The following is a 22,030-nucleotide window of genomic DNA, read 5'->3' on the forward strand; positions in this document are numbered from 1 at the left end:
GTGTTTGCGGTGCAGCGGCTTCTAGAGCGACTGCAACTTTTCAAAGGTTCGAGCCACCTGCCCGCGCAACTCGATGCGCTGGGCCTGCGAGAGCTTCCCGATGTTTTTGGCCATCAAGCCTGTGCGGGGGTTGGCCGCCAGCAAGGCCTCGTGCTTGTCCAGAAAGCCCCAATACAGGGTGGTGAACGGGCAAGCCTTATCGCCAGTTTTCACGGCAGGATCGTAGCGGCAGCCGCCACAATAATTGCTCATGCGCTTGATGTAAGCACCGGATGCAACGTAGGGCTTGCTGGTAAAGCGGCCCCCATTGGCAAACAAGGCCATGCCTGCCACATTGGGCAATTCCACCCATTCAACCGCATCCACATACACGGCCAAAAACCAGTCTTCCACCTGCTGCGGCACCAGGCCGGCCAGCAGCGCGAAGTTGCCAATCACCATGAGGCGCTGAATGTGGTGGGCATAGGCATGTTCCAAGGTTTGGCCAATGGCATCACGCAGGCAAGCCATGTGGGTTTGCCCCGTCCAAAACCAGTCGGGCAGCGGAACATCGGCCTTGAGCGCGTTGTCCTGGCGCATTTTGGGCATGTCCATCCAGTACACGCCGCGCATGAACTCCCGCCAACCCAGAATTTGCCGAATAAAGCCCTCCACGCCCGGCAAATCAGCTCGCCCAGTTTTGTAGGCCGCCTCGGCACGCTGAATCACTTCCAGGGGGTTGAGCAAGTGAAGATTGATGGCAGCCGACAGCAATGAATGCCACCCAAATGGCGTATCGGTCCACATGGCATCCTGGTAGGGGCCAAACTGCCGAAGGCGATGGTCAATAAACACGTCCAGCGCCTTCAGGGCCTGCTCTCGCGTCACTGCCCAACCAAACCTTGCGAACGTTCCGGGGTTATCGGGCAAATGTCGCTCTACATCGGCCATCACAGCCAGCGTGAGTTCATCGGGTTCAAAACCGGCAGGCTCAGGAATTGAGCCTGGGCCTGTTTTGGGGTAAGCACTCCGATTGTCTGCATCGAAATTCCACTGTCCACCCTCTGGCTCGGCACCCGCCATCAAAATACCCGTGCGCCTGCGCATTTCCCGGTAAAAATATTCCATGCGCAGTTGTTTGTAGCCTGCGGCCCAACGAGCAAAATCGGCGCGCGAGCAAATGAAGTGTGGGTCGTCGTGAAAACGGATTTCAACGGCACGTTGACGGGCCATGTCCACCAACCCTTGCTCCAAACGCCATTCACCGGGCTCCATCAGGTCTATCCGGCGAATGCTGTGCTGCAGGCACAGGTCGAACACCATTTCACACAGTGATCGCTGCGCGGTGTCCGTCAACGTGTTGTAAATCACCGTATACCCTGCCTCGCGAAGCTTTCCGGCAAAATGGCGCATTGCACTCAGAAACAACACGGTTCGTGATTTATGACTCCACACCACGCGTGACTCATCCGCCGACTCGATCATGAGCACGCCCACATCGGCAGGCGCACCCAACTGCAATGCCGGGTTATCCAGGGTCAGTTGGTCGCCCAACACCAGCACCCAGTGCTTGGGGATTTGCGTCAAAGCAGATTTAGTCACCATGCGCAGCCCCTTTCCGCTGCTTTCGGCAAGCCTCGGAACAGTACTTCACGTCATCCCAGTTTTTGGCCCAGCTTTTGCGCCAGGTCATGTCGCGCCCGCACACCGTGCAGGGCTTAGACGGCAAAGCGGACTTATTGCCTTTGAAGGTGCTGCGGGTACTGCTCGGTTTGGTCACGGTGTGGGGTGTCAGGCCTTGGGGCCCCGGTGTGGGTTGCGGGCACGCCAATCCGAAATGGCCTCTGCAATCGAATCCAGGGTGTGCAGCAACAAAAACTGCTCGCTGACTTTTTTGCGCAGGGCTGTGGAGGCACCACCGCACCAGATCTCGGTCTGGGCGGGCAACTTTTCCCGCAATTCAAAAATGGCATCCAGCGTGGATGGTGAGCCCTGAACCACGGAGAAAGACAGGGCCACGATGTCGATGGTTTGAGCCCGAGCAGCCAGAACAATGTCATAAATGGGGGTTTGTGTACCCAGCGATACACATTGCGCCCCCTCCATGGTGAAAATACACTCTGCCATCAGCAGGCCCAAGCCATGCAATTCACCGGGCAGGGTGGTCAGCAGCACACGTGGGCCTTTGCGGGCTGACGGAATGGTATTGAGCGCATTGCGCAACACCACCTGAATGGTTTCGGTGTAAATGTGTTCTTCGAAAATTTCAAAGTAGCCGCGGGCCCACGCATCGCCGACCATGGCATTCATGGGGGCCACCACATCGACCACAAAGCGCCGCAAGCCCATGGTGAGCGCCAGTCGGGACATGGTTTGGCGAAACTCTTCAGCATCATGGCGCTTGATGAGTTCCATGTAACCGTTCAACTCGTCCAGGCTGTCCGCGGCCACGTTCAGGCGCGCACCGGCACTGCTGACTTCGGAAATTCTGACCAGCTCTTCAATACTCAAACCAATGATTTTTCCCGGGCGGTGACCACCGTCCAGCAGGCGCTTGATGACACGGAGCTTTTCCACCTGATCAATCGGATACACCCGCTCACCGTAGGCATCACGCTGAGGCTGAGGAAAGCTGTAGCGCTTTTCCCAAACCCGCAGGGTGTCTTTGGGCAAACCAGTGTCACGCTCAACAGCAGCGATGGAAAATGCGGGTTGATTGAGATCGGCCCGCTCATTCATACAACAATCGTCCACATACCTGACACTTCCTGCACTGCGCTCAATGTTTTGTCCTAGACAAAATTGACTTGTCTGACTGTTCCCATAATAATGGAACCACCCAGTTCGATTGACGTCAAATTATCACAAAGTTGAATAAATCACCACACATATAGAGACATTCACGTGAATTTGAGTTTAGTTTTCGCTCATCGACCCAACAGACTCTGCCAGTGCTTGGCCACCCTTTTGGTGTGGACAGCACTGTTTTTCTCAATGAACGGCCAAGCAGCAGAGAAAACACAGGCAACCATGGCCTGCCCGACGATTCTGCAACACACGTTCGCCCGGCTTCAGGATGAAAAGCCGGTGTCAATGTGCACCTTGAGCGGAAACGTCCTGTTGGTGGTAAACACAGCCAGCTACTGTGGTTACACAGGCCAGTACGAGGAACTGGAAAAGTTGCAGCAGCAATACAGTGCGCAAGGTTTTTCGGTGGTGGGATTTCCGTCGAATGACTTCGGTGGACAGGAACCCAAATCCAACAAACAAATTGCCGATTTTTGCGCCAACACCTTCGGCGTGAAGTTTCCCATGTTTGCCAAATCCAGCGTCACTGGGGCACAGGCCAACCCTTTGTACAAACAACTCACATCCTTGACGGGCCAAGCACCCTCCTGGAATTTTTTCAAGTACCTGATCGACCGCAATGGACAGGTGATTGGCGTTTACCGCAGCGGCATTTCACCCCTGAGCAACGAAATTACCACCCCACTTCGCCGTGCTCTCGAAGCACCTCGCAGTACCCTTCAGCAGTAATGGCCCAACAGCCAAGGAGAGCACACCATGAACGCACCCGACTCCCTCTTTTTGCCAGATGAACAGTCCCGTGCTGACCTTCGCAACATCGCCATTCAGCGCGTTGGTATCAAATCGGTTCGCCACCCTGTGATTGTGGATACCCGCGAAGGTCCGCAGCCTTCCGTGGCCAACATCGACATGGCGGTGTTTTTGCCAGCCGATGTGAAGGGCACCCACATGTCTCGGTTTTTGGAAATTCTTCAACAGCAGGATCAGGCACTGACTGTTCGGGGCATGCGCACCATGATGCGTGAAATGCTGGCTCGCCTGGACTCCAATGCCGGTACCATCACCATGAAGTTTCCTTACTTTGTTCGCAAAGTGGCGCCTGTGTCTGGCGTGGCCAGTTTGCTGGACTATGAGGTGACGCTGGAAGCCGATAACAACGGCAAGGCGACCGATGTGTACATCACCGTGTTGGTGCCCGTCACCAGCCTGTGCCCCTGTTCCAAGAAAATCTCTGAGTACGGTGCGCACAATCAGCGTTCTCATATCACCATTCGCGCGTTGGTGGGCGAAGGTGTGGATATTGAAGACCTAATTCGCATGGCCGAAGAATCAGCCTCCTGCGAATTGTGGGGCTTGCTGAAGCGGCCAGACGAAAAGTATGTGACCGAGAAAGCCTACGAGAACCCCAAATTCGTTGAAGATTTGGTGCGAGATGTGGCCATTCGCCTTCGTAAACACCACCAGGTGCTCCAATACCGGGTGGAAAGCGAGAATTTCGAATCCATCCACAACCACTCCGCAGTGGCCTGGATTGAGGAAGACAAGCGAAGCTGATCCGGGGTCTTGCTGCATCCAAGCCGGGCTTTTGCGGGTAGGATGCAGCAATTCCTTATCGCAATCACAACGCAATGACAGACCAGACAGGCATGAATTTGAAGGTGAATTCCCCCAGACCCACCGTGGCGGTTGTTGGCGGCGGCGTGTCCGGCCTGACAGCAGCCTATGCGTTGCGCGAACACGCAGACGTGACGCTGTTTGAAGCCAATTCATACATCGGTGGACACACCAACACGGTCGACATGGCGCTGCACGGACAGCATTTTCCGGTAGACACGGGGTTTCTGGTGTACAACGAGCGCACTTACCCCAACCTGATTCGTCTCTTTGATGAGCTGCAGGTGGAAACCGTGATGTCGGATATGTCTTTCTCGGTGTGTCTGCCGGAGTTGAACCTGGAATGGGCTGGCACCAACCTCAACACCGTATTTGCCCAGCGCCGCAACCTGTTCAAGCCGCGCTTTTTGCGAATGCTGTTGGATATTCTGAAATTCAACAAAGAAGCCACTGCCTTGGTGGCCGATGCAGGGCGCGCCAATTTATTTCAAAGCAAAGCCCAGATGGGTTTGGGCGACTACCTGACGCTGGAAGGCTACAGCGCCGAGTTTCGGGATTGGTATCTCATTCCCATGGCGGCGGCCATTTGGTCATGCCCCAGCGAGCAGATGCTGGCATTTCCCCTGGCCACGTTTGTGCAGTTTTGTCACAACCATGGCCTGCTGCAGGTGGAAAACCGGCCGAAGTGGTACACCGTGAAAAATGGCGCACGGAATTATGTCCAAAAATTACTGCCGCACATTCCGGTTGTTCATGCCAACACCCCAGTGCTGCAGGTGGTCCCGGGCGTCCAACCTATCGTAAGGACGAACCAAGGCGGGCAGGCATTTGACCATGTTATTTTGGCCTGCCACAGCGACGAGGCCTTGGCCATGCTGAGCGGCAATGACGCCCAAAAAGACCAGCTGCAACACATTGCTTACCAACCCAATGTGGCTTACCTGCACACCGATGTGCGGTTGATGCCCAAAACCCGCAGCACATGGTCGTCGTGGAATTACCTGAGCGATGTACTCAACCCGCAACCCAGCGTGTCAGTGACGTACTGGAGCAACAATCTTCAGCCCCTGCCCACTTCAACACCAGTGTTTGTGACCTTGAACCCCATACTGCAGCCCCGGGATGAACTGGTCCATCGTGAAATTCAGTACAGCCACCCGGTGTTTGATGGCGCAGCCGTGAAAGCCCAGGATGCCCTGCGGGCCCTTCAGGGGTTAAACAACATTTACCTGGCTGGGGCATGGATGAAGTACGGCTTTCATGAAGACGGCCACACATCCGGCCTCCAGGCCGCGGCGGCGCTGATTGAAAACCTGCGCAGCGGGCAAACCAGCGGCACGGCACAACGGGCGGCCTGATGGGCGCTGGCACCTACCACTGCCACGGTGTAAAAATGGCCTGGGGGCAGGTTCGCCACCGCCGTGAAAAACCGAAAGCAAACGGATTTGCAACCGGGGCCTGTTTTGTCAAACTGGTGTTCAAGCCTGAGCCCTGTGCCCATACTCTGCCACGTTACCCGGTGATTGACGGTCGCGGCCTGGCATCGGTGAGCGCAAGTCATTATGGTTTTGAGCAGCACAACGAACGATTTGACACCTTCATCCCCAGCCTGGTCGCTCGAGTCGAAGGCGAGAGCAGCGAGGCCTTGGGTGGCGAAGTACACCTGCACACCTTTCCCAAGACATTTGGTTTTGTCTTCAATCCAGTCAGTTTCTGGTACTTCCACAACACGGCCGGGCAATGCCGCGCCCTGCTGTGCGAGGTCAACAACACCTTTGGCGAGCGACATTTTTACCTGCTGCACCAAGAAGGCCCATTCAGAGCACCATTGGACAAGGGCCAAGCCATGATCGCCCGGAAGGTGTTCCATGTGTCGCCTTTTTTTCCGGTGTCTGGCCACTATGAATTCCGGTTTTTCAATCAAGCAGACCGCACGCTGGCCAGCATTCGTTATTTCGACCAAGGCGAACTGAAACTCAGCACCAGCGTGAGCGGTACCCTGGTGCATCCAAGCACTGCGCTGTGGTGTAGAACATGGATGAAATACGGCTGGTTTACACTGGCTGTGGTGGTCAAAATTCACTGGCAAGCCGTGAAGCTGCTGTTCAAAGGCGCCAAATTCCACCGAAAACCCGAACCCCCGAGCAATGTGATTTCGCAGACCGAGTTGAACGTATGACCCAAGCCGCAGTAAGCCTTTCGCAATTCCAGTTGCCCAGTCACGCCCCTTCCGCCGCGCAGTGGACCCTGAAGCTGCTCAACAAGCTCAAAAAGGGCCGCTTGGAAATGATCACGCCAGAAGGTGTTCACCTGCTGTTCGGTGGTGAGGATGATCAGCCCAGCGCGCGCATGACCCTGCATTCCTGGGCAGTGTGCAGCAGGGCCTTGAAATCTGGCGACATTGGCTTTGCTGAAAGCTACATTGCGGGCGAATGGGAAACAGACAACCTGGCTGAATTGTTGGGTGTGTTCCTTGAAAACCGCAAAGCGGTTGAGCAGGTGATTTACGGCAGTTTCCTTGGCAGCATTGCTTACAAGCTGAAACACCTGTTGAACCGCAATACCAAGGCGCAAGCCCGAAAAAACATTCATGCCCACTATGACTTGGGCAACCCGTTTTACCAGCTGTGGCTAGACCCTTCCATGACCTATTCCAGCGCGCTGTTTGACGGCAACACCAGCCTGAGCCTGGAAGAGGCGCAGCAGGCCAAATACCAGGCCATGGTGGACTATCTGCGCCCCAAAGCTGGCGAAACCATTCTGGAAATTGGCTGCGGTTGGGGTGGCTTTGCCCAAAAGGTGTGCAGCCAGGGCGCAGAATTGGTGGGGCTCACCCTGTCTACCGAACAACTGGCCTACGCCAAGGCACGGCTCGACCGCGCTGGCCTGGGCCAGCATGCGGAATTTCGCCTGCAGGATTACCGGGACTGCAAAGGGCAGTTCGATCACATTGCGTCGATTGAAATGTTTGAAGCGGTGGGCGAGGAATACTGGTCGGTGTATTTTGAAACCGTCAGCCGCTTGCTGAAAACTGGCGGCAAAGCCGCCATTCAAACCATCACGATTGCCGATGAGCTGTTTGAACGCTATCGCAAAGGCACCGATTTCATTCAGCAGTACATTTTCCCGGGCGGCATGCTGCCCAGCCCCAGCAAGTTCCGCGCAATGGCTGAAAGGCATGGCCTGCGGGTGGTGCGTGAGAAGGCCTTTGGCAAGGACTACGCCGAGACCCTGCGTCGCTGGCGTGTTCAATTCATGAAACAGCTGGATGCGGTGCGTGCACAGGGCTTTGACCAGCCCTTCATCAACACGTGGGAGTTTTACCTGGCGTATTGTGAAGCCGGCTTCCAGTACGAAAGCACCGACGTGATCCAGTTCTATCTCGAGAAAGCGGAATAAGTTATACAAGGCCCTGCATGGACAAACCTGTTTCTGTCGGGCCCCGCGCCCTCATTACCTATGGATTGCTGGGTTGGGCCATGGGCGCCGTTGTGGTGCCCATCTATATCCAAGTGCCCTACCTGTACAACCGCGTGTACGAGGTTCCCTCTGCATGGGTGGGTGTCATCCTGCTGCTGTCGCGGTTGATTGATGCGGTGCTGGACCCTGCCATTGGGCTCTGGGTAGACCGACGCAGCAGCAACACCAACCGGTATGTATTCCCGATTGTGTTGTCCGTGCCTTTTTTGCTGCTGGGCATGGCTGGGGTGTTTTTTCCTGTGGGTAGCACACCAGTTCACCATGCCGCCAGTTTAATGGTCAGCTTGCTGGTGGTGCATTTGGGTTACAGCCTGGTCAGCATTGCATACCAAAGCTGGGGCGCCGAGCTGGGCAATACCGACAAGGAACGGTCCACATTTGTGGCGGTGCGCGAAGGCGTGGGCATTTTTGGTGTGATTTTTGCCGTGTCGCTTTCACTGGAAACCCATGGCGTGTTGATCTACACGGTTTTTGTGGCCATGCTGCTGGCTGGCCTGTATGTGCTGCTCAAGTATTCACTCACGCCCGCCGATTATGCGGGTCAGGCCAGACCAGCCCACCATCAATCCACCCACGGCATCCCTGTGGGTTCCCTGCGACGGCTTCAACAGGCGATCGCGGATGTGCTGCACCCGCTGTCCCACAGTAACTTCCGTCGCCTAATGGCCGTTTTTTTGTGCAACGGACTGGCCGGCGCATTGCCCGCCACCCTGGTGCCCTTCTACATGCGTGACCGCCTTGGCCTGACCGATGCAGACCAGTGGGTGCTGGCGGTTTACTTTTTGGTCGGCGCCGTATCCACGGTGTTTTGGGTCTGGTTGTCCAGTCGCTTGGGTTTGGCCTGGACCTGGCTGTGCAGCATCGTCATCACCGTGCCCACGTTTGCCCTGGTGGCCACGCTGGGTGAAGGCGATTTTCAGCCCTACCTGTGGGTGTGCATTGTGACCGGCTTTGCCTTGGGGGCCGATTTGTCCATGCCGGCGGCCCTGGTGGCCCGCGTGATTGGCGACAATGGTGAACGCGGCAGCAACGAGGGCACCTACTTCGGCCTGTGGAACTGGATGACAAAGCTCAACCTGGCATTGGCACCCACCGTGGCCTTGGGTACCCTGCAGTGGTTCAACTATTCGCCAGACATTGCCAAAACCGAGGCCTTTAAAGCCATGGGCTTATTAGACCAATTGGCCAATGACCCTTTGATCTGGATGTATTCCCTCATTCCCTGTGGCCTGAAAATTCTGGCCATGGTCCTGTTGGTGTTCAGTGGCCTGGGTGGGCGCCCCCAAGCAGTGCCGGCCAACACCGCCACCCACCGGAGCGCAGCATGATGTTCACAAAAACTGTTGATTGGAACATGGGTCGACCCCTCACCCGTTTGTTGGCCGCCAGTGCCCTGTGCATGGGCTTGCTGGGGGCCTGTGCATCGCCCCCGGTGGCCAGCGACTATGCCCAGGAAAAACCGGTATTGGACATTGCCCAGTATTTCAACGGCACCATTGATGCCTGGGGCATGTTCACGGATCGTTCCGGGCGCGTGGTCAAGCGTTTTACGGTGGTCATGAATTGCCGCTGGGACGGCAATGTCGGCACCTTGGACGAAGACTTTACTTATTCTGACGGCAGCTCCCAGAAGCGCAGTTGGACCTTGACCAAAACCGGCAATGCCGTGGTGGGCAAAGCAGCCGATGTGGTGGGTGAAGCAACCGGACTTCAGGCGGGCAACGCCTTCAATATGAAGTACACCTTGCAGGTGCCAGTGGATGGCAAAACCTACGACATGCAGTTTGACGACTGGATGTATTTGATGGACGAGAAAACCATGTTGAACCGCGCCGTGATGAGCAAGTTTGGCATTGAACTGGGTCAGGTCACCCTGAGCTTTCGAAAACGCAATTGAACACAAGGTAGTCAACAACCATGGCACTGAACCGACCCATCACGGATTGGAAAGGCAAACGGGTCTGGCTGGTGGGCGCGTCCACCGGGATTGGCGAGGCGCTGGCACGACAACTCGATGCGCAGGGCTGTCAACAGGTGTTGTCGGCCCGCAGTGCTGACAAACTGGCTGCATTGGCCAAGGACTTGAACCAGGCCATGGCCGTGCCGGTGGACATTGCAGATGAGCATGCGGTGGAACAGGCTGCGCGCGTGGCCTTGCAGTACTTGGAAGGCATCGATCTGGTGGTGCTCATGGCCGGAACCTATGCGGAGATGGCCATCGAGAACTTTGATCTGACCGAGGTGAAGCGCCAAGTCAACGTCAACCTGAACGGCACGCTGCATGTGCTGGCCCAGGTGCTGCCTGTGGTCATGCAACAAAGGGCGGGGCACATTGCGGTGGTGTCCAGTGTGGCTGGGTACCGCGGCCTACCCAACTCATTGGCCTATGGCCCCACCAAAGCGGCCCTCATTAACCTGGCCGAAGCGCTGTATGTGGAATTGAAACCACACGGCGTGGGCGTTAGCCTGATCAACCCCGGGTTTGTCGACACCCCGCTGACCCGCAAAAACACATTTCCCATGCCCTTCATCATTGGCGCGGACAAGGCGGCCAGCGAAATCATCTACGGCCTGGAAGCTGGGGAATTTGAAACCCATTTCCCGAAAACGTTTACCCGTAGCCTTCGGGCCATGCGACTGATGCCCTACTCCCTGTATTTTTCTGCGGTGAAACGGTTTGCAAAAACCCAGCCACCAGGAACCGATTGAATGCGGATTGATTGAACCATGAGCCCACGCAACCCCGAAACCAGCCTGGCCCCACTGGACCGCCAGCACTTGTCAGCTCCACTTCGGCGCCTGATTGATTTTTTTGAGCACATGACCCCAGCCAGTGCCGACACGCTGGACCAGCATTACGCGGCGGATGCCTATTTCAAAGACCCTTACAACGAGGTCAATGACCTGGCATCCATTCGCCGCATTTTTCTGCACATGTTTGAGCAGGTGAACAACCCGCGCTTTGTGGTTCACACCGCGTTTGAACAAGGCGAGCAGGTGTTTTTGGGTTGGCACTTCCTGTTTGAAATGAAGCAGTTCAAAAAAGGGCAGCTGCAGTGCTGCCGGGGTTCAACCCATGTGCGGTTGAACAAACAAGGGCTGGTCCAATTCCACCGGGATTATTGGGACCCAGCCGAAGAGTTGTACGAAAAAATTCCCGTGTTGGGCAATTTAATGCGTTGGATCAAAAAGCAGGCAGGTTAACAGCGGATGAATGCTGTTGTGAACATACGTTCACTCAACAAGCAGATGTCACCAAAACTTCATTTGTTTCATGACATGTCTTGTTAAAATCATACACATTGAAAGTTACAGGTTAGGCGGAGACAAACATGCTGTACCCCGAATTGTTCAGATCACTGGAGTCCGTTCGCTGGAACATGGAAACCGATATTCCATGGGATCAGTTCGACGCGAGCAAGTTGAGCGAAGAACAGGCCCAGACCATCAAGATGAATGCCATCACGGAATGGTCTGCCCTGCCGGCCACGGAAATGTTCCTGCGCGACAACAAGCACGACAGCGACTTCTCCGCCTTCATGTCCATCTGGTTTTTTGAAGAGCAAAAGCACTCGCTGGTGTTGATGGAGTACCTGCGCCGCTTCCGTCCGGATTTGCTGCCCACGGAAGAGGAGCTGCATGCGGTGCGCTTTGAATTCGATCCGGCACCGCCGCTGGAGACACTGATGCTGCATTTTTGCGGTGAAATTCGTTTGAACCATTGGTACCGATGTGCCTCTGACTGGCACACCGAGCCGGTGATCAAACACATTTACAAAACCATTTCGCACGATGAAGCACGCCATGGTGGCGCGTACTTGCGCTACATGAAAAAAGCCCTTCAAGATGTGGGTGACAATGCGCGCGCGGCTTTCTCCAAAATTGGTGTGCTCATGGCATCGGCCCGCCGCACGCAAAAGCCACTGCACCCCACCAACCTGCATGTGAACAAAGCGCTGTTCCCCAACGACACAGTGCAAAGCCGCCTGCCCGACCCCGATTGGCTGGAGCGCTGGCTGGACGGCCAGATTCGCTTTGACGCCGATTGGGAAAAGAAAGTGATTGAGCGCATTTTGCACAACATGAGCCTGCTGTTTGAGCGCACCTTCGAGAGCGTTCAGGATTTGAACCGTTACCGAAAGGAAGTGATGTCGCGACTGGGTGGTGGAGAAGACACCGCACTGGGCAACGCTGCCTGAGGCTGCCAACACATGACAAGCACAGGGAAACCGGCCCGATTCAATGCCAAGGTATGCACACCCAAAGAACTCGCTGACCACGCCAGAACATTGAAAGGACCAGTGGTGTTTACCAACGGCGTGTTCGATCTGTTGCACCGCGGGCATGTGACCTACCTGGACCAAGCAGCTCAGGAAGGCGCCAGCCTGATTGTGGCGGTGAATTCCGATGCATCGGTGAAGCGTTTGGGCAAGGGCCCAGACCGCCCCATCAACACCCAGGAAGACCGCATGGCCGTATTGGCAGCACTGGAGTGCGTGAGCCTGGTCACTTATTTTGAAGAAGACACGCCACTGAACGCCATCTTGGCTGCCAGGCCAGACGTCCTGGTGAAAGGTGGTGACTGGCCGGTGGAAAAAATGGTGGGGGCACGGGAAGTACAAGCTTGGGGTGGTCGGGCTGTATCGATTGCCTTTGAACACGAGCGTTCAACCACGGCCACACTGGAAAAAATCCGCAAGCTCTAAGTGGGGCTCGGAGCTCGCGGATGGGCCGTCATGTTGCAAACGGCGGAACAACGGAAGACTTCAACAACGAATGATTAATTCATGCGGGCTTTGCCGTGCAGTTTTGCATCGCCTTTGGCATGCATTTTGGCCTTGCCACCGGCTTTAACGTCGGCGTCTGCACCCAAGCTTGCACCAGCACCTGCTTCGGTGGTTTTTCCAACCGCTTTGCCGGCTTCACCTTTGATGCCCGAATGCAAAGTGCCCGCTTCGCTGCGCATGTCGTCACCCTGGCTCTTGGCACCTTTGACAGCGGCTTCCGATTTGCCACGAACGTCCGCACCGGCGCCACCATTGGCGTTGCCGTTCACATTGCCTTTCACATTGCCTTTACCCTCGGCTTTCACATCTGCTTTTGCGCCGGTGTCCACGGCCACGCCGGGCAATTCCGCTTTCACGCCAACACCGGTGTTTACGCCAAAGCCCACCGCCATGGCGCTGGCTGACAAGGCCATGGCCGCGGTTGCGAATGCGATTTTGATGGTTGCAGCAGTTGTGCGATTGATCGTCATACAGTTCCCTCAATTGGGTTGTTCAGGTGTCTCAAGAACGAACCACCCAGAGAACTGGTTGACAAGTTTGCAGGCTGCCTACGCACATGGAGTGAGTTTATTGCCCCACTTTTTTCCAAAAGTCGCTTTTGGCCACCACGGGATCGGGGTCTGGCCAGGACAAGCCCATGCGTTCCAACGTGCCCACCAAAATTTCTGCAGTCAGCATGTTTCGAAACCCCTTGTGGTCGGCTGGAATAATCCACCACGGTGCATGCTTGGTGCAGGTTTTCTCCAACACCTGCTCATAGGCATTGGCGTACAGGCTGTAATTCTCGCCACAATGCAGATCTGCCTCCGTCAGCTTCCAGCGCTTCTCCGGGGATTCCCAGCGTTCGATCATGCGGGCGTGCTGCTCTTCGCGAGACACGTTCAAAAAAATTTTCAGCACGGTGGTGCCAGTTTCCACCAGCAACAACTCAAAATCATTGATTTGGCGACAACGCTCTTCAACCTGCGCGGGCGTTAAACCCTCGGTCACCATGGGCATGATCACGCCGTCATACTGCGAACGGTTGAATATCACAGACTGCCCAGCGCCTGGCACATGGGGATGAACCCGCCACAGGAAGTCGTGTGATGCCTCCACATCATTGGGCACCTTGAACGAGACCATGCGCAATGCCATGGGGTGAACAGCCCGCATGATGCCGCGCGCAGCACCATCCTTGCCGGCGGTGTCCAGGCCCTGCAGGATCACCAGCAACTTGCGCTGACCCTGGGCATACAGACAGGTGAGCAAGCTGTCCAAACGAGCCGACAGCTGATTGATGCGTTCACTCATGTCTTCTTTGGAGGGCATGTCGCCATAGCGGGTTGGCCACTGGCGCAAACGCACCGGGCGGCCGTTAACCATGCAGGCTTGCCCCAGGATTTCCCACTGACTTTCCGGAACCAGCGCATCCGGCAGTACGCGCTCGGAACGCTTGATGTCTCTCTTTTTGGCAGTGGGTTTGGATTCGGTTGGTTTTGTCATGAAGACTCAGTCAGGGAGATTCGGGGCTTTCAGCCGGTTCAGGGCCGCGTCCAACTGCGGTTGCACACGTTCATATGTTTGGCGTCGAACCTGACCATAACCTTTCACCGAATCAAACAGGGTGAGAAGATCTTCGATGGCCTTGCTGTTCTGCAGCAACGTGGGGTCATTCTGCAACAGTTCCAGCAGGCTTTCAAATCGCTGACGCAATTGCTGTTGATTTTTACAATCCGTGGAGTTTTTAAAGGGATCCAGCCAGCGACCCCGCAGCCATTTCAAGGCGGCCAGGCATTTGAACAGCGGCTGCGCTGGTTTTACCAAGCGCTTTTTCTCAGGCCGCAATGCCTGCCCGGCAAGCCATTCGGGAGCCAGGTGAAACACCAGTTGGGCGCCCGCCTGAAACCTGTCCAATACACTGCGCTGCCAGGCCATGTCGCTGTGCAGCCGGGCCACTTCATATTCATCTTTGAATGCCAGAACACGGAAGTAACTGTCACACAAGTTCAACCAGAGCCGACCCTGGTGCTTCGCATCAAACGCTGGTTTCAAACGCTCCATGCGCTGCTGAAACTGTTGGCCAAAGCGCGCATTTTGATACGACACCAATTCGCTGCACAGGCGTCGAAAATGCGCGGAGGGCGTCTCTGGCTGAAGCACGGCATGCTGGGCGTCTGCGCCCCGGTGTGTCGACAATGCGGTGGGGTTTTCTGCCATCAACCGACCCAGCTCAAACGCAAACTGATTGTTCTCCACCTGCACGGCATTCAACTCAATGGCTTTGCGCAACGCGGCATGGTGTAGGGGCAGCCAGCCTTTTTGCCAGGCAAAGCCGAGCAACATGGCATTGGAGTAAACGCTGTCACCCAGGAAATCAGCCGCCAGCGCTTGTGCGTGAAGGTTGTCGTACCGCGCCCCAGATTGGCCCAAGGCACGCCGCAGGTCTTGGTGCAGGGCAGCCACTGGTGCCTGCCAATCCCGCTGGTGAATGAAATCGGCCGTGGGTGAAGCGTCCACATTGACCACCACGCGGGCATCCTGCGCCAGCAATTCCAGTGTTTTGGGGTGTGCCGAGGTGATGAGGTCCCCACCCAGCATGAGGTTGGCCTCACCCACCGGAATTTTGGGCGATGCAAGGTCGTGGTCATGGGCGGCAATTTGAACATGAGAAAACACTGCGCCACCTTTTTGGGCCAAACCCGCCATGTCCAAGGCCTGTGCACTTCGACCCTGTATATGCGCAGCCATGGTTAGCCAAGCGCCAATGGTGACAACGCCAGTTCCCCCTACCCCATTGACCAGAATCGAATACCGACCTGTGAATGCATCCGGATGTGAGTCAAAAGCGGGTTCGGGCAAACGTTCAATCAGGCTCATCCAGTGAGCCCGGTCCAGATTTCTGTCGGGCGTGATTAATTCTGCCTGTTCAACGGTCACCAAACTTGGACACAGCCCCTCCAGGCAACGCATGTCCTTGTTGCAGGTGGATTGGTTGATGGTGCGCTTCACACCCCAGGGTGTTGGCAAAGGCTCTATGGACAGGCAGTTTGAGACCGCTGAGCAATCGCCACAACCCTCGCACACCCGGGGGTTGATCACCACCCGACGGGCTGGATTGGGATACAACGGTAGACCAGTGCGGGGGTCTGTCCGCTTGCGGCGGCGACGTTTTTCGGAGGCGCAGGTTTGTTCATAAATCAGGACGGTGGTGCCAGCCACTTCACGCAGGGTGCGCTGCACAGTGTCCAGGTCCCGCCGGTCGAAGACCTGGACGCCAGGCGCCATGGGGTCATCGGGCTGCTGCACCCGGTGGCGGTCCGGTTGGTCACTCACAATTACAATCCGTTGCACAGCTTCGGCATCCAGCTGACGGGTCAACTGGGGTACGGTCAATGTTCCATCCAGTTTTTGACCGCCGGTCATGGCCACGGCGTCGTTGTACAGGATTTTGTAGGTGATATTGACGCCGGCCGCCACGCTGGCGCGGATCGCGAGCAAGCCAGAATGGAAATATGTACCGTCCCCCAGGTTGGCAAACACATGCGGGGTGCGCGTAAACGGCGCCTGACCGATCCATGGCACACCCTCGCCGCCCATCTGGGTGTAGGTTTGGGTGTTTCGGTCCATCCACACCGCCATGTAATGGCAGCCAATGCCCGCCATGGCCCGGCTTCCCTCGGGAACCACGGTCGATGTGTTGTGGGGGCAACCAGAGCAAAAATACGGCTTGCGCTCAACCGTGCTGTGATCGGGCAGGCTGACCTGCTCCCGTTGCTCAATGGTGTGCAGGCGGGCTTGAATAACGCGACGCACCTCCTCACCCAAAGGCAGGCTCAGTAGGCGGCGGGCAATGGCCCGGGCCACCGTGGCTGGGTCGAGTTCCCCATGGCTGGGCAACAGCCACTGCCCCTGGGGAATGGACCACTCGCCCCCTTCGCGGCCGTCTTCGGTCAGGCGTTCATCAAACTTGCCATAGACCTTGGGGCGTACATCGGCCCGCCAGGCATACAATTCCTCTTTGATCTGGTACTCCACCAGTTGCCGCTTCTCTTCCACCACCAATATTTCACGCAGGCCTTGAGCAAATTGCCGAATCCCGATGGCGTCCAGCGGCCACACCATGCCGACTTTGTGCACGCGAATGCCCAACTCGGCACAACGGTCTGGACTTAAGCCCAAGTCCCGCAGCGCCTGCAGCGTGTCCTGGTAGGCTTTCCCGGTGGCAACAATGCCAAATCGGGCGTTCGGTGAGTCGATCACGGTACGGTTCAAGCCGTTGGCCCGGCAAAATGCCAGCGCGGCATACAGCTTGTGGTCCAACAGCCGGGTTTCCTGGTCCAAGGGCGTGTCCGGCCAACGAATGTTCAAACCGCCCGTGGGCATGTTGAAGTCGGTGGGCAACACAATCCGCTGGCGTTCTGGATCCACCTCGACCGTGGTGCAACATTCCACCACATCAGCAACGGTTTTGAAGCCCACCCAAACAGCGGCGTAGCGGCTCATGGCATAGCCCAGCAGACCAAAATCCAGAATCTCCTGCACACTGCTGGGAAACAACACCGGCATGAGCGCCGCTTTGAGCACATGGTCGGACTGGTGTGGCAGTGTGGAGCTTTTGGCAGCATGGTCGTCCCCCGCCACCAACAACACGCCACCCAGGGGCGAGGTACCCGCTGCGTTGGCATGCTTGAACACATCCAGACTTCGGTCCACGCCAGGCCCTTTGCCATACCAAAGTCCAAACACCCCGTCCACAGTGGCATCCGGGTACAGGTTGAGCTGCTGGGAACCCCACACCGACGTGGCGGCCAAGTCTTCATTCAGACCTGGCTGAAAACGGATGTTGTAGGCGTTCAGATGTGGCTTGGCAGCCCAAAATGCCTGGTCGACTCCTCCCAATGGCGAGCCCCGATAGCCCGACACAAAACCGCCAGTGTTCAGCCCAGCCAGGCGATCCCGCTGGGCCTGAAGCAACGTGAGACGCACCAGGGCTTGGGCACCGGTGAGCAACACACGCCCTTTGGTCAGGGTGTATCGGTCATCCAGACGGACATCGTGAAGCAGGGGCTGGGTTTGCAGCTGCTGGGGGGTGGTGGGCGCATTCATCGCTCAAGCCTCCTTGGAACGGGTTGTTCCGGAAACGGGATGCGTCAGCAAGACCTTGTGGGCGCTCGCCAATGGATGCAGTCAGTGTTGCACAGCAGGACTGGGGTCACAAGCCCCTCTTAATCGGGAAGGTCGGGCTCGATATCGCGGGCATTGTCCACGTTGAACATTGCTTCGGCCCGGGGGTAGGCTTTCTTGCTTCGGCGAGCAGGCAACTTCTCGCCCGAGAACATTTCCACCGCAGTCCTGGCCACCTCTTTGGTGTCCAGGGCCGCATAAGCCGACACCACAGCAGCACCAGCCAGCGGAACGATGCGGGATGCCGCCCGCTTGGCCACGCGTTGTACCAGGACCTGACCGATCTGTTTGGACACCCGAACCGCCAGATCGCGTCCGCCACTGCGGGTGAACTGGTCAATCAGGTCCAGCACCGATCGTGCCGTGTTGTCCGGATGTTCGATCGGGATGGAACGCTCGTATTCACGCAGCGCAGTGCCGGCCACGTGCTGAAACAGGCAATTCATGAGTTCTTGTTGAGTCACCGGCCCCTGATGACCAAATGCCGTGGCAATGTCCACCACCATTTGCGCCTGAATGCGCCACACCAGCATCAGATCGGGCAGCACGGTCAACATGCCCAAGGGACCAACGGGAATGGCCAGGCTGCCAGACACCGCCGCCGCTTTGGCACAGGCTTTTTGTGTGATTTCTTTCGAACGTTCGTAAGGGCGTTTGGCCCGACCGGGCTCTTTAGAATCCGGAACACCCCCGGTTACCAGCCCGACGACGGTTTGCAAGGGTGCCATCCAGGACTGCGGCAGTGATGTTTTTTGCATGATTTCCAGGCCGGAGTTGTTTTGTTTCCCGTTGTAACACTTGAAAGTCACAAACTTCGAGTTACTATCCTAACCTACAAGGGGTAAATATTTTGGGTGATTCGCACTAGTGCTCGCTCAGCGCCTGACTCAAACCCTTGAATCAAACAGGTGATAAGAGCCCCTTTTAGGGGCCCTGATCTTGGTTTTGATTGCCTTGTACCCCCCCTACTATGGGGATGTCCCATGGTGGTTAATCATTCAACACAAGGAGTTTGGAGATGAAATATCAACTGATGGCGAAAACCGCACAACACTTGCGAAAGCAGGACGGTGCCTCCCTGATTGAATATGCCGTGCTGGCCGCCCTCATTGTGGTCGCGGCGGTCGTTGCAATCAACGCCCTGGGTGGCGGCATTTCAACCGTGTTTACCAACATTCTGAACGCCCTGGATGGCACGCCCTAATCCAGCTTTCAAGCGGCAGCGGGGGGCACAACTCGTGGAGTTTGCCCTCATCCTGCCGATCCTGCTGACCGTCACGTTTTTGATTGTGGGCTACAGCGCCGTGTTCATGGTGCAACACACCCTGAGTTCTGCCGTGTCTCAAGGCGCCCGCGCGGTGGCTGTGGCCGGCAGTACAACCAGCCCGGAAGTGGCTGCACGCCAGTTGCTGGCCAGTGCATTGCCCGCGGCCATTTATCCCAACGGTTTCAGTTTCAGTACCCAAGCATTGGGTGGTGCTGGTGATTGCGGCAATGCCTTCAATGCTGGCAGCAACCCGGCGTTGACCTGCCTTGAATTCAAGGGCACATTCAGTGTGGCCCAAAATGCATTTCTATCCAGCATTCCGTTTGCAAACGAACTATTCCCAGCCCAATTGACGGCCAGTGCGGTGGTGCTGTACCAAAACACGAATTGATTTCACTTTGTCGGGGACTGTGCCCACCATGTCAGGAAAAACAAAAATACTCGCACTGCTGCTTCTGGGTCTCGGCATGATCTTTCTGGTGCTGGCTTTTCTCTCGGGCCAGAATGTGAAAAAAAGTGGCGACACGCTGAAAAACGAACTGGAGCGCTATCCCGTGGTGGTGAGCGCCAAAGAAATTCCTTTCGGTCAGATCATCACTGGTGATTTGCTCAAGGTCGAAAAGTTCGCCATTGCACCAGCCGGCAGCTACAAAGACATCAACGATGTGATTGGTAAAAAGCCGGTGTTCAATATTGGCCCTGGCCTGCCCGTGACCGCACAATACTTTGAGTCGGGTGCCGTGGCTGCCGAGGTGCGCGATGGGTTTCGCGCTTTTGCGTTGCGGCTGGATGAGAACAATGTCGCAACCGGAAAAATCAAGCCAGGTGACTTTGTGGATGTCTTTTCCATTTTTCGGGCCAACAACCAGGATGTTGAGCAAACCGTATCGCGATTGATTTTGCCAAAATTGCGGGTTTTGTCTGTGGGCCAACAGTTGGTCAACGCCCCCGAGACCGCGACCAAAGATGACAACGACAAAAACGGGCAGCGTCGGCAGAACCAGCGCGCCATGATGGTTGAAGTGGCGGTGCCTGACGTGAACGCGCTGGCCATTGCCCAGTCACAAGGCGAATTGTTTGTGGTGCTGCGCGGACCCGATGACGAGGAAATACCCGACCCATCGAAATACCCACTGGCTGAAAACGTGCTCAAGCCCATTCAGCCCAAGGCCGAAAAAGGCCAACCAGCTCCACCGCCGGTTGAATTGACCAACAGCGACAAAGCCTATGCTGGCTTGTCGTTAAGCAACACGGTATTGCCCGGCAGCGGCAACGGAAAAAACAATGTCAAGAAGCCGGCTGCAACCAACAATACCGGCACAGCACGCCCCGTTGACGACAGTGGCTCAGCAGTTGAAGTGATCCGCGGCGGTGAAACTACCCGGGAAAAGGCACGATGAAAACAACAACAGCAATCCGATTCCTTGCGCTGACAGCCGTGGCTGGGTTTTGTGCAAGCCTCAACCTGAATGCAGCGGCGCAGCAAATGCCCACCGTTATTCGAGCAACCGGCGGTGTGGTCACCACGTCGGGTGGAAGTACGCCCACAGCGGCCCCCACAGCGGCCCCCACGACGCAGCAGGCCGCGGCCGTCACCAGCGCGCCGTTTGTCTTGAGCCTGAGCACCGGCTTTCAGAAAGTTCTGAACCTGCCAGCCGTGCCTGCCCGCGTATCCATTGGTGATCCCAACATCATTTCCGTGAATGTGCTCAAGCCCACCGACAAAGACCGCAAAAGCGCCGGCGTGTTGGTGACTGGACTGAAAACCGGATCCACCTCACTGCTGATTTGGGACAAAGGGGCCAGCACCCCTCGGGTCATCACCGTGTCCGTCACAGGCAAAGCGGCTGAAACCATCTCCAGCATCAAGGGCCTGGACCTGAAAACCCAGGGGCAAGTGCTGACCTTGTCGGGCTCAACGCCCGATGTGCGGACCTATCAACAAGCCCGCGAAAGTCTCACCCGAACCACACAAGGGCAGGCGCCGGCAGAACTGATTGATCAAGCCACCCTACAGACATCTGGCACGGTGCAGGTGGACGTGAAAGTGGTTGAATTCACCCGCAGTGAACTGCAACGGCTAGGCATCAACATTACTGGTCAAATGCGGGGTGGCGGATTCACCTACGGGATTGCCAGTCCGTCAGCCAGTGGCGCTGGCAACGTTTCAAATGCATTTTCACTTGCATTCAATGGGGGCGGATGTATCGGTAATGCAGCGCTCGGTTCAGTATCGACGGCGTTGTTACCTGGATCAAATGTACCTGTTGGTCCTCTCACTTGCGATTTGCTGTCTGGACTGAATATTCTTCAATCAGATGGATACGCCAAGGTGTTGGCCGAACCATCCTTGATCGCGCAGTCGGGTCAGGACGCGTCATTCCTGGCCGGTGGTGAAATCCCCATTCCCGTGCCCTCTGGCAATGGCACCATCGGTATTGAATACAAGAAGTTTGGTATCGGGCTGACTTTCCGACCCACCATTCTGTCCAACAAAACCATTGCCCTGAATGTGTCGCCTGAAGTCAGCGACCTGGACTTTTCCAGGGGCACGTCCATCCAGGGCATTTTGGTTCCAGCCATCTTGACACGCCGGGCCAACACCACGGTGGAATTGGGCGAGAACCAAAGTTTTGTGATTGGCGGATTGATTAGCCGAAACATCATCGCCAACGCCAGCAAAGTGCCCTGGCTGGCTGAAATTCCCATTCTCGGTGCTTTTTTCAAAGGCAACTCCTACAGCCGCGAAGACAAGGAATTGCTGATCATTGTCACGCCCCGTTTCGTCAAGCCTCGCGCTGCCGACGCCCCGAAATTGCCTTTGCCCGGCGAGAATGTGGGCATGCGGCCCCGCAGTGTTTGGTCACAGCTCTTTCTGCCATCGGCAGGTGAGCCAGTGCCCGGCTTCTCGACGAAGTAAGGGGATGGC

General features: G+C 56.5%; 22 protein-coding genes. 15 read left to right on the forward strand and 7 right to left on the reverse strand.

Features of this window, described 5'->3' with window-relative positions; all coding sequences use genetic code 11:
- Nucleotides 1-21: 21 nt before the first annotated feature.
- From NQT62_RS00450 to NQT62_RS00460, 3 genes are read right to left on the reverse strand one after another with little or no spacing between them, the layout of a single operon-like run.
- Nucleotides 22-1,584 carry a cryptochrome/photolyase family protein gene (locus tag NQT62_RS00450; protein ID WP_256762554.1) on the reverse strand — a complete coding sequence of 521 codons (1,563 nt, stop codon included), beginning with the start codon at nucleotides 1,582-1,584 and terminating at the stop codon, nucleotides 22-24.
- Nucleotides 1,574-1,759, reverse strand: coding sequence for a DUF2256 domain-containing protein (locus tag NQT62_RS00455; protein WP_256762555.1), 186 nt, complete (start codon nucleotides 1,757-1,759; stop codon nucleotides 1,574-1,576). Before NQT62_RS00455 ends, NQT62_RS00450 begins: the two co-directional genes overlap by 11 nt.
- An 11-nt stretch (nucleotides 1,760-1,770) precedes the next feature.
- Complete coding sequence (locus tag NQT62_RS00460) at nucleotides 1,771-2,718, reverse strand: MerR family transcriptional regulator (protein WP_256762556.1); 948 nt, start codon at nucleotides 2,716-2,718, stop codon at nucleotides 1,771-1,773.
- Nucleotides 2,719-2,973: 255 nt separating this feature from the next.
- Between NQT62_RS00460 and NQT62_RS00465 the strand changes: the two genes are divergently transcribed.
- From NQT62_RS00465 to rfaE2, 11 genes are all read left to right on the forward strand, one after another.
- Nucleotides 2,974-3,516, forward strand: coding sequence for a glutathione peroxidase (locus NQT62_RS00465; protein ID WP_256762557.1), 543 nt, complete (start codon nucleotides 2,974-2,976; stop codon nucleotides 3,514-3,516).
- Between the two features lie 27 nt (nucleotides 3,517-3,543).
- Nucleotides 3,544-4,341, forward strand: coding sequence for a GTP cyclohydrolase FolE2 (folE2, locus tag NQT62_RS00470; RefSeq protein ID WP_256762558.1), 798 nt, complete (start codon nucleotides 3,544-3,546; stop codon nucleotides 4,339-4,341).
- A gap of 92 nt (nucleotides 4,342-4,433) precedes the next feature.
- Entirely contained in the window at nucleotides 4,434-5,759 is a 1,326-nt protein-coding gene (locus NQT62_RS00475; protein ID WP_256762559.1) for an NAD(P)/FAD-dependent oxidoreductase, read from the forward strand.
- Nucleotides 5,759-6,580, forward strand: a complete 822-nt coding sequence (locus NQT62_RS00480) for a DUF1365 domain-containing protein (RefSeq protein ID WP_256762560.1) — start codon at nucleotides 5,759-5,761, stop codon at nucleotides 6,578-6,580. The genes NQT62_RS00475 and NQT62_RS00480 overlap by 1 nt, the downstream gene beginning before the upstream one ends.
- Nucleotides 6,577-7,800 carry an SAM-dependent methyltransferase gene (locus NQT62_RS00485; protein ID WP_256762561.1) on the forward strand — a complete coding sequence of 408 codons (1,224 nt, stop codon included), beginning with the start codon at nucleotides 6,577-6,579 and terminating at the stop codon, nucleotides 7,798-7,800. Before NQT62_RS00480 ends, NQT62_RS00485 begins: the two co-directional genes overlap by 4 nt.
- A 17-nt stretch (nucleotides 7,801-7,817) precedes the next feature.
- Nucleotides 7,818-9,209: an MFS transporter gene (locus tag NQT62_RS00490; protein WP_256762564.1), complete on the forward strand. Its 1,392-nt coding sequence runs from the start codon at nucleotides 7,818-7,820 to the stop codon at nucleotides 9,207-9,209.
- Nucleotides 9,209-9,778, forward strand: coding sequence for a DUF3833 domain-containing protein (locus NQT62_RS00495; RefSeq protein ID WP_370569130.1), 570 nt, complete (start codon nucleotides 9,209-9,211; stop codon nucleotides 9,776-9,778). The genes NQT62_RS00490 and NQT62_RS00495 overlap by 1 nt, the downstream gene beginning before the upstream one ends.
- Before the next feature lie 20 nt (nucleotides 9,779-9,798).
- A complete protein-coding gene (locus NQT62_RS00500) occupies nucleotides 9,799-10,590 on the forward strand; it encodes an SDR family NAD(P)-dependent oxidoreductase (protein WP_256762565.1) in 792 nt (263 codons plus the stop codon).
- 18 nt (nucleotides 10,591-10,608) lie between these two features.
- Nucleotides 10,609-11,085 carry a nuclear transport factor 2 family protein gene (locus NQT62_RS00505; RefSeq protein WP_256762566.1) on the forward strand — a complete coding sequence of 159 codons (477 nt, stop codon included), beginning with the start codon at nucleotides 10,609-10,611 and terminating at the stop codon, nucleotides 11,083-11,085.
- 128 nt (nucleotides 11,086-11,213) lie between these two features.
- On the forward strand, nucleotides 11,214-12,080 hold the full coding sequence (locus NQT62_RS00510; protein WP_256762567.1) for a ferritin family protein: 867 nt from the start codon (nucleotides 11,214-11,216) through the stop codon (nucleotides 12,078-12,080).
- A 12-nt stretch (nucleotides 12,081-12,092) separates the two neighbouring features.
- Nucleotides 12,093-12,587 (forward strand): D-glycero-beta-D-manno-heptose 1-phosphate adenylyltransferase, encoded by a 495-nt coding sequence (gene rfaE2, locus NQT62_RS00515; protein WP_256762568.1) that lies wholly within the window; start codon nucleotides 12,093-12,095, stop codon nucleotides 12,585-12,587.
- 74 nt (nucleotides 12,588-12,661) lie between these two features.
- Here rfaE2 and NQT62_RS00520 read toward each other — a convergent pair whose 3' ends face one another.
- From NQT62_RS00520 to NQT62_RS00535, 4 genes are all read right to left on the reverse strand, one after another.
- On the reverse strand, nucleotides 12,662-13,138 hold the full coding sequence (locus tag NQT62_RS00520) for a hypothetical protein (RefSeq protein ID WP_256762569.1): 477 nt from the start codon (nucleotides 13,136-13,138) through the stop codon (nucleotides 12,662-12,664).
- Between the two features lie 97 nt (nucleotides 13,139-13,235).
- Nucleotides 13,236-14,153, reverse strand: coding sequence for a PPK2 family polyphosphate kinase (locus NQT62_RS00525; RefSeq protein ID WP_256762571.1), 918 nt, complete (start codon nucleotides 14,151-14,153; stop codon nucleotides 13,236-13,238).
- A gap of 6 nt (nucleotides 14,154-14,159) precedes the next feature.
- Complete coding sequence (locus tag NQT62_RS00530; protein WP_256762572.1) at nucleotides 14,160-17,756, reverse strand: indolepyruvate ferredoxin oxidoreductase family protein; 3,597 nt, start codon at nucleotides 17,754-17,756, stop codon at nucleotides 14,160-14,162.
- A 119-nt stretch (nucleotides 17,757-17,875) separates the two neighbouring features.
- A complete protein-coding gene (locus NQT62_RS00535) occupies nucleotides 17,876-18,592 on the reverse strand; it encodes an EcsC family protein (protein ID WP_256762573.1) in 717 nt (238 codons plus the stop codon).
- A 260-nt stretch (nucleotides 18,593-18,852) separates the two neighbouring features.
- Here NQT62_RS00535 and NQT62_RS00540 point away from each other — a divergent pair, with 260 nt between their 5' ends.
- Genes NQT62_RS00540 through NQT62_RS00555 form a run of 4 tightly spaced genes read left to right on the forward strand, consistent with a single transcriptional unit; the run spans nucleotide 18,853 to nucleotide 22,021 of the window.
- Nucleotides 18,853-19,038, forward strand: coding sequence for a Flp family type IVb pilin (locus tag NQT62_RS00540; RefSeq protein WP_256762574.1), 186 nt, complete (start codon nucleotides 18,853-18,855; stop codon nucleotides 19,036-19,038).
- Nucleotides 19,025-19,492, forward strand: a complete 468-nt coding sequence (locus NQT62_RS00545; RefSeq protein ID WP_256762575.1) for a TadE/TadG family type IV pilus assembly protein — start codon at nucleotides 19,025-19,027, stop codon at nucleotides 19,490-19,492. Before NQT62_RS00540 ends, NQT62_RS00545 begins: the two co-directional genes overlap by 14 nt.
- A gap of 28 nt (nucleotides 19,493-19,520) precedes the next feature.
- Complete coding sequence (gene cpaB / locus NQT62_RS00550; protein ID WP_256762576.1) at nucleotides 19,521-20,501, forward strand: Flp pilus assembly protein CpaB; 981 nt, start codon at nucleotides 19,521-19,523, stop codon at nucleotides 20,499-20,501.
- Nucleotides 20,498-22,021, forward strand: a complete 1,524-nt coding sequence (locus NQT62_RS00555; RefSeq protein ID WP_256762577.1) for a type II and III secretion system protein family protein — start codon at nucleotides 20,498-20,500, stop codon at nucleotides 22,019-22,021. Before cpaB ends, NQT62_RS00555 begins: the two co-directional genes overlap by 4 nt.
- Nucleotides 22,022-22,030 lie beyond the last annotated feature (9 nt).

The organism is Limnobacter humi (genome assembly GCF_024518835.1).
Taxonomy (GTDB): Bacteria; Pseudomonadota; Gammaproteobacteria; order Burkholderiales; family Burkholderiaceae_B; genus Limnobacter; species Limnobacter humi.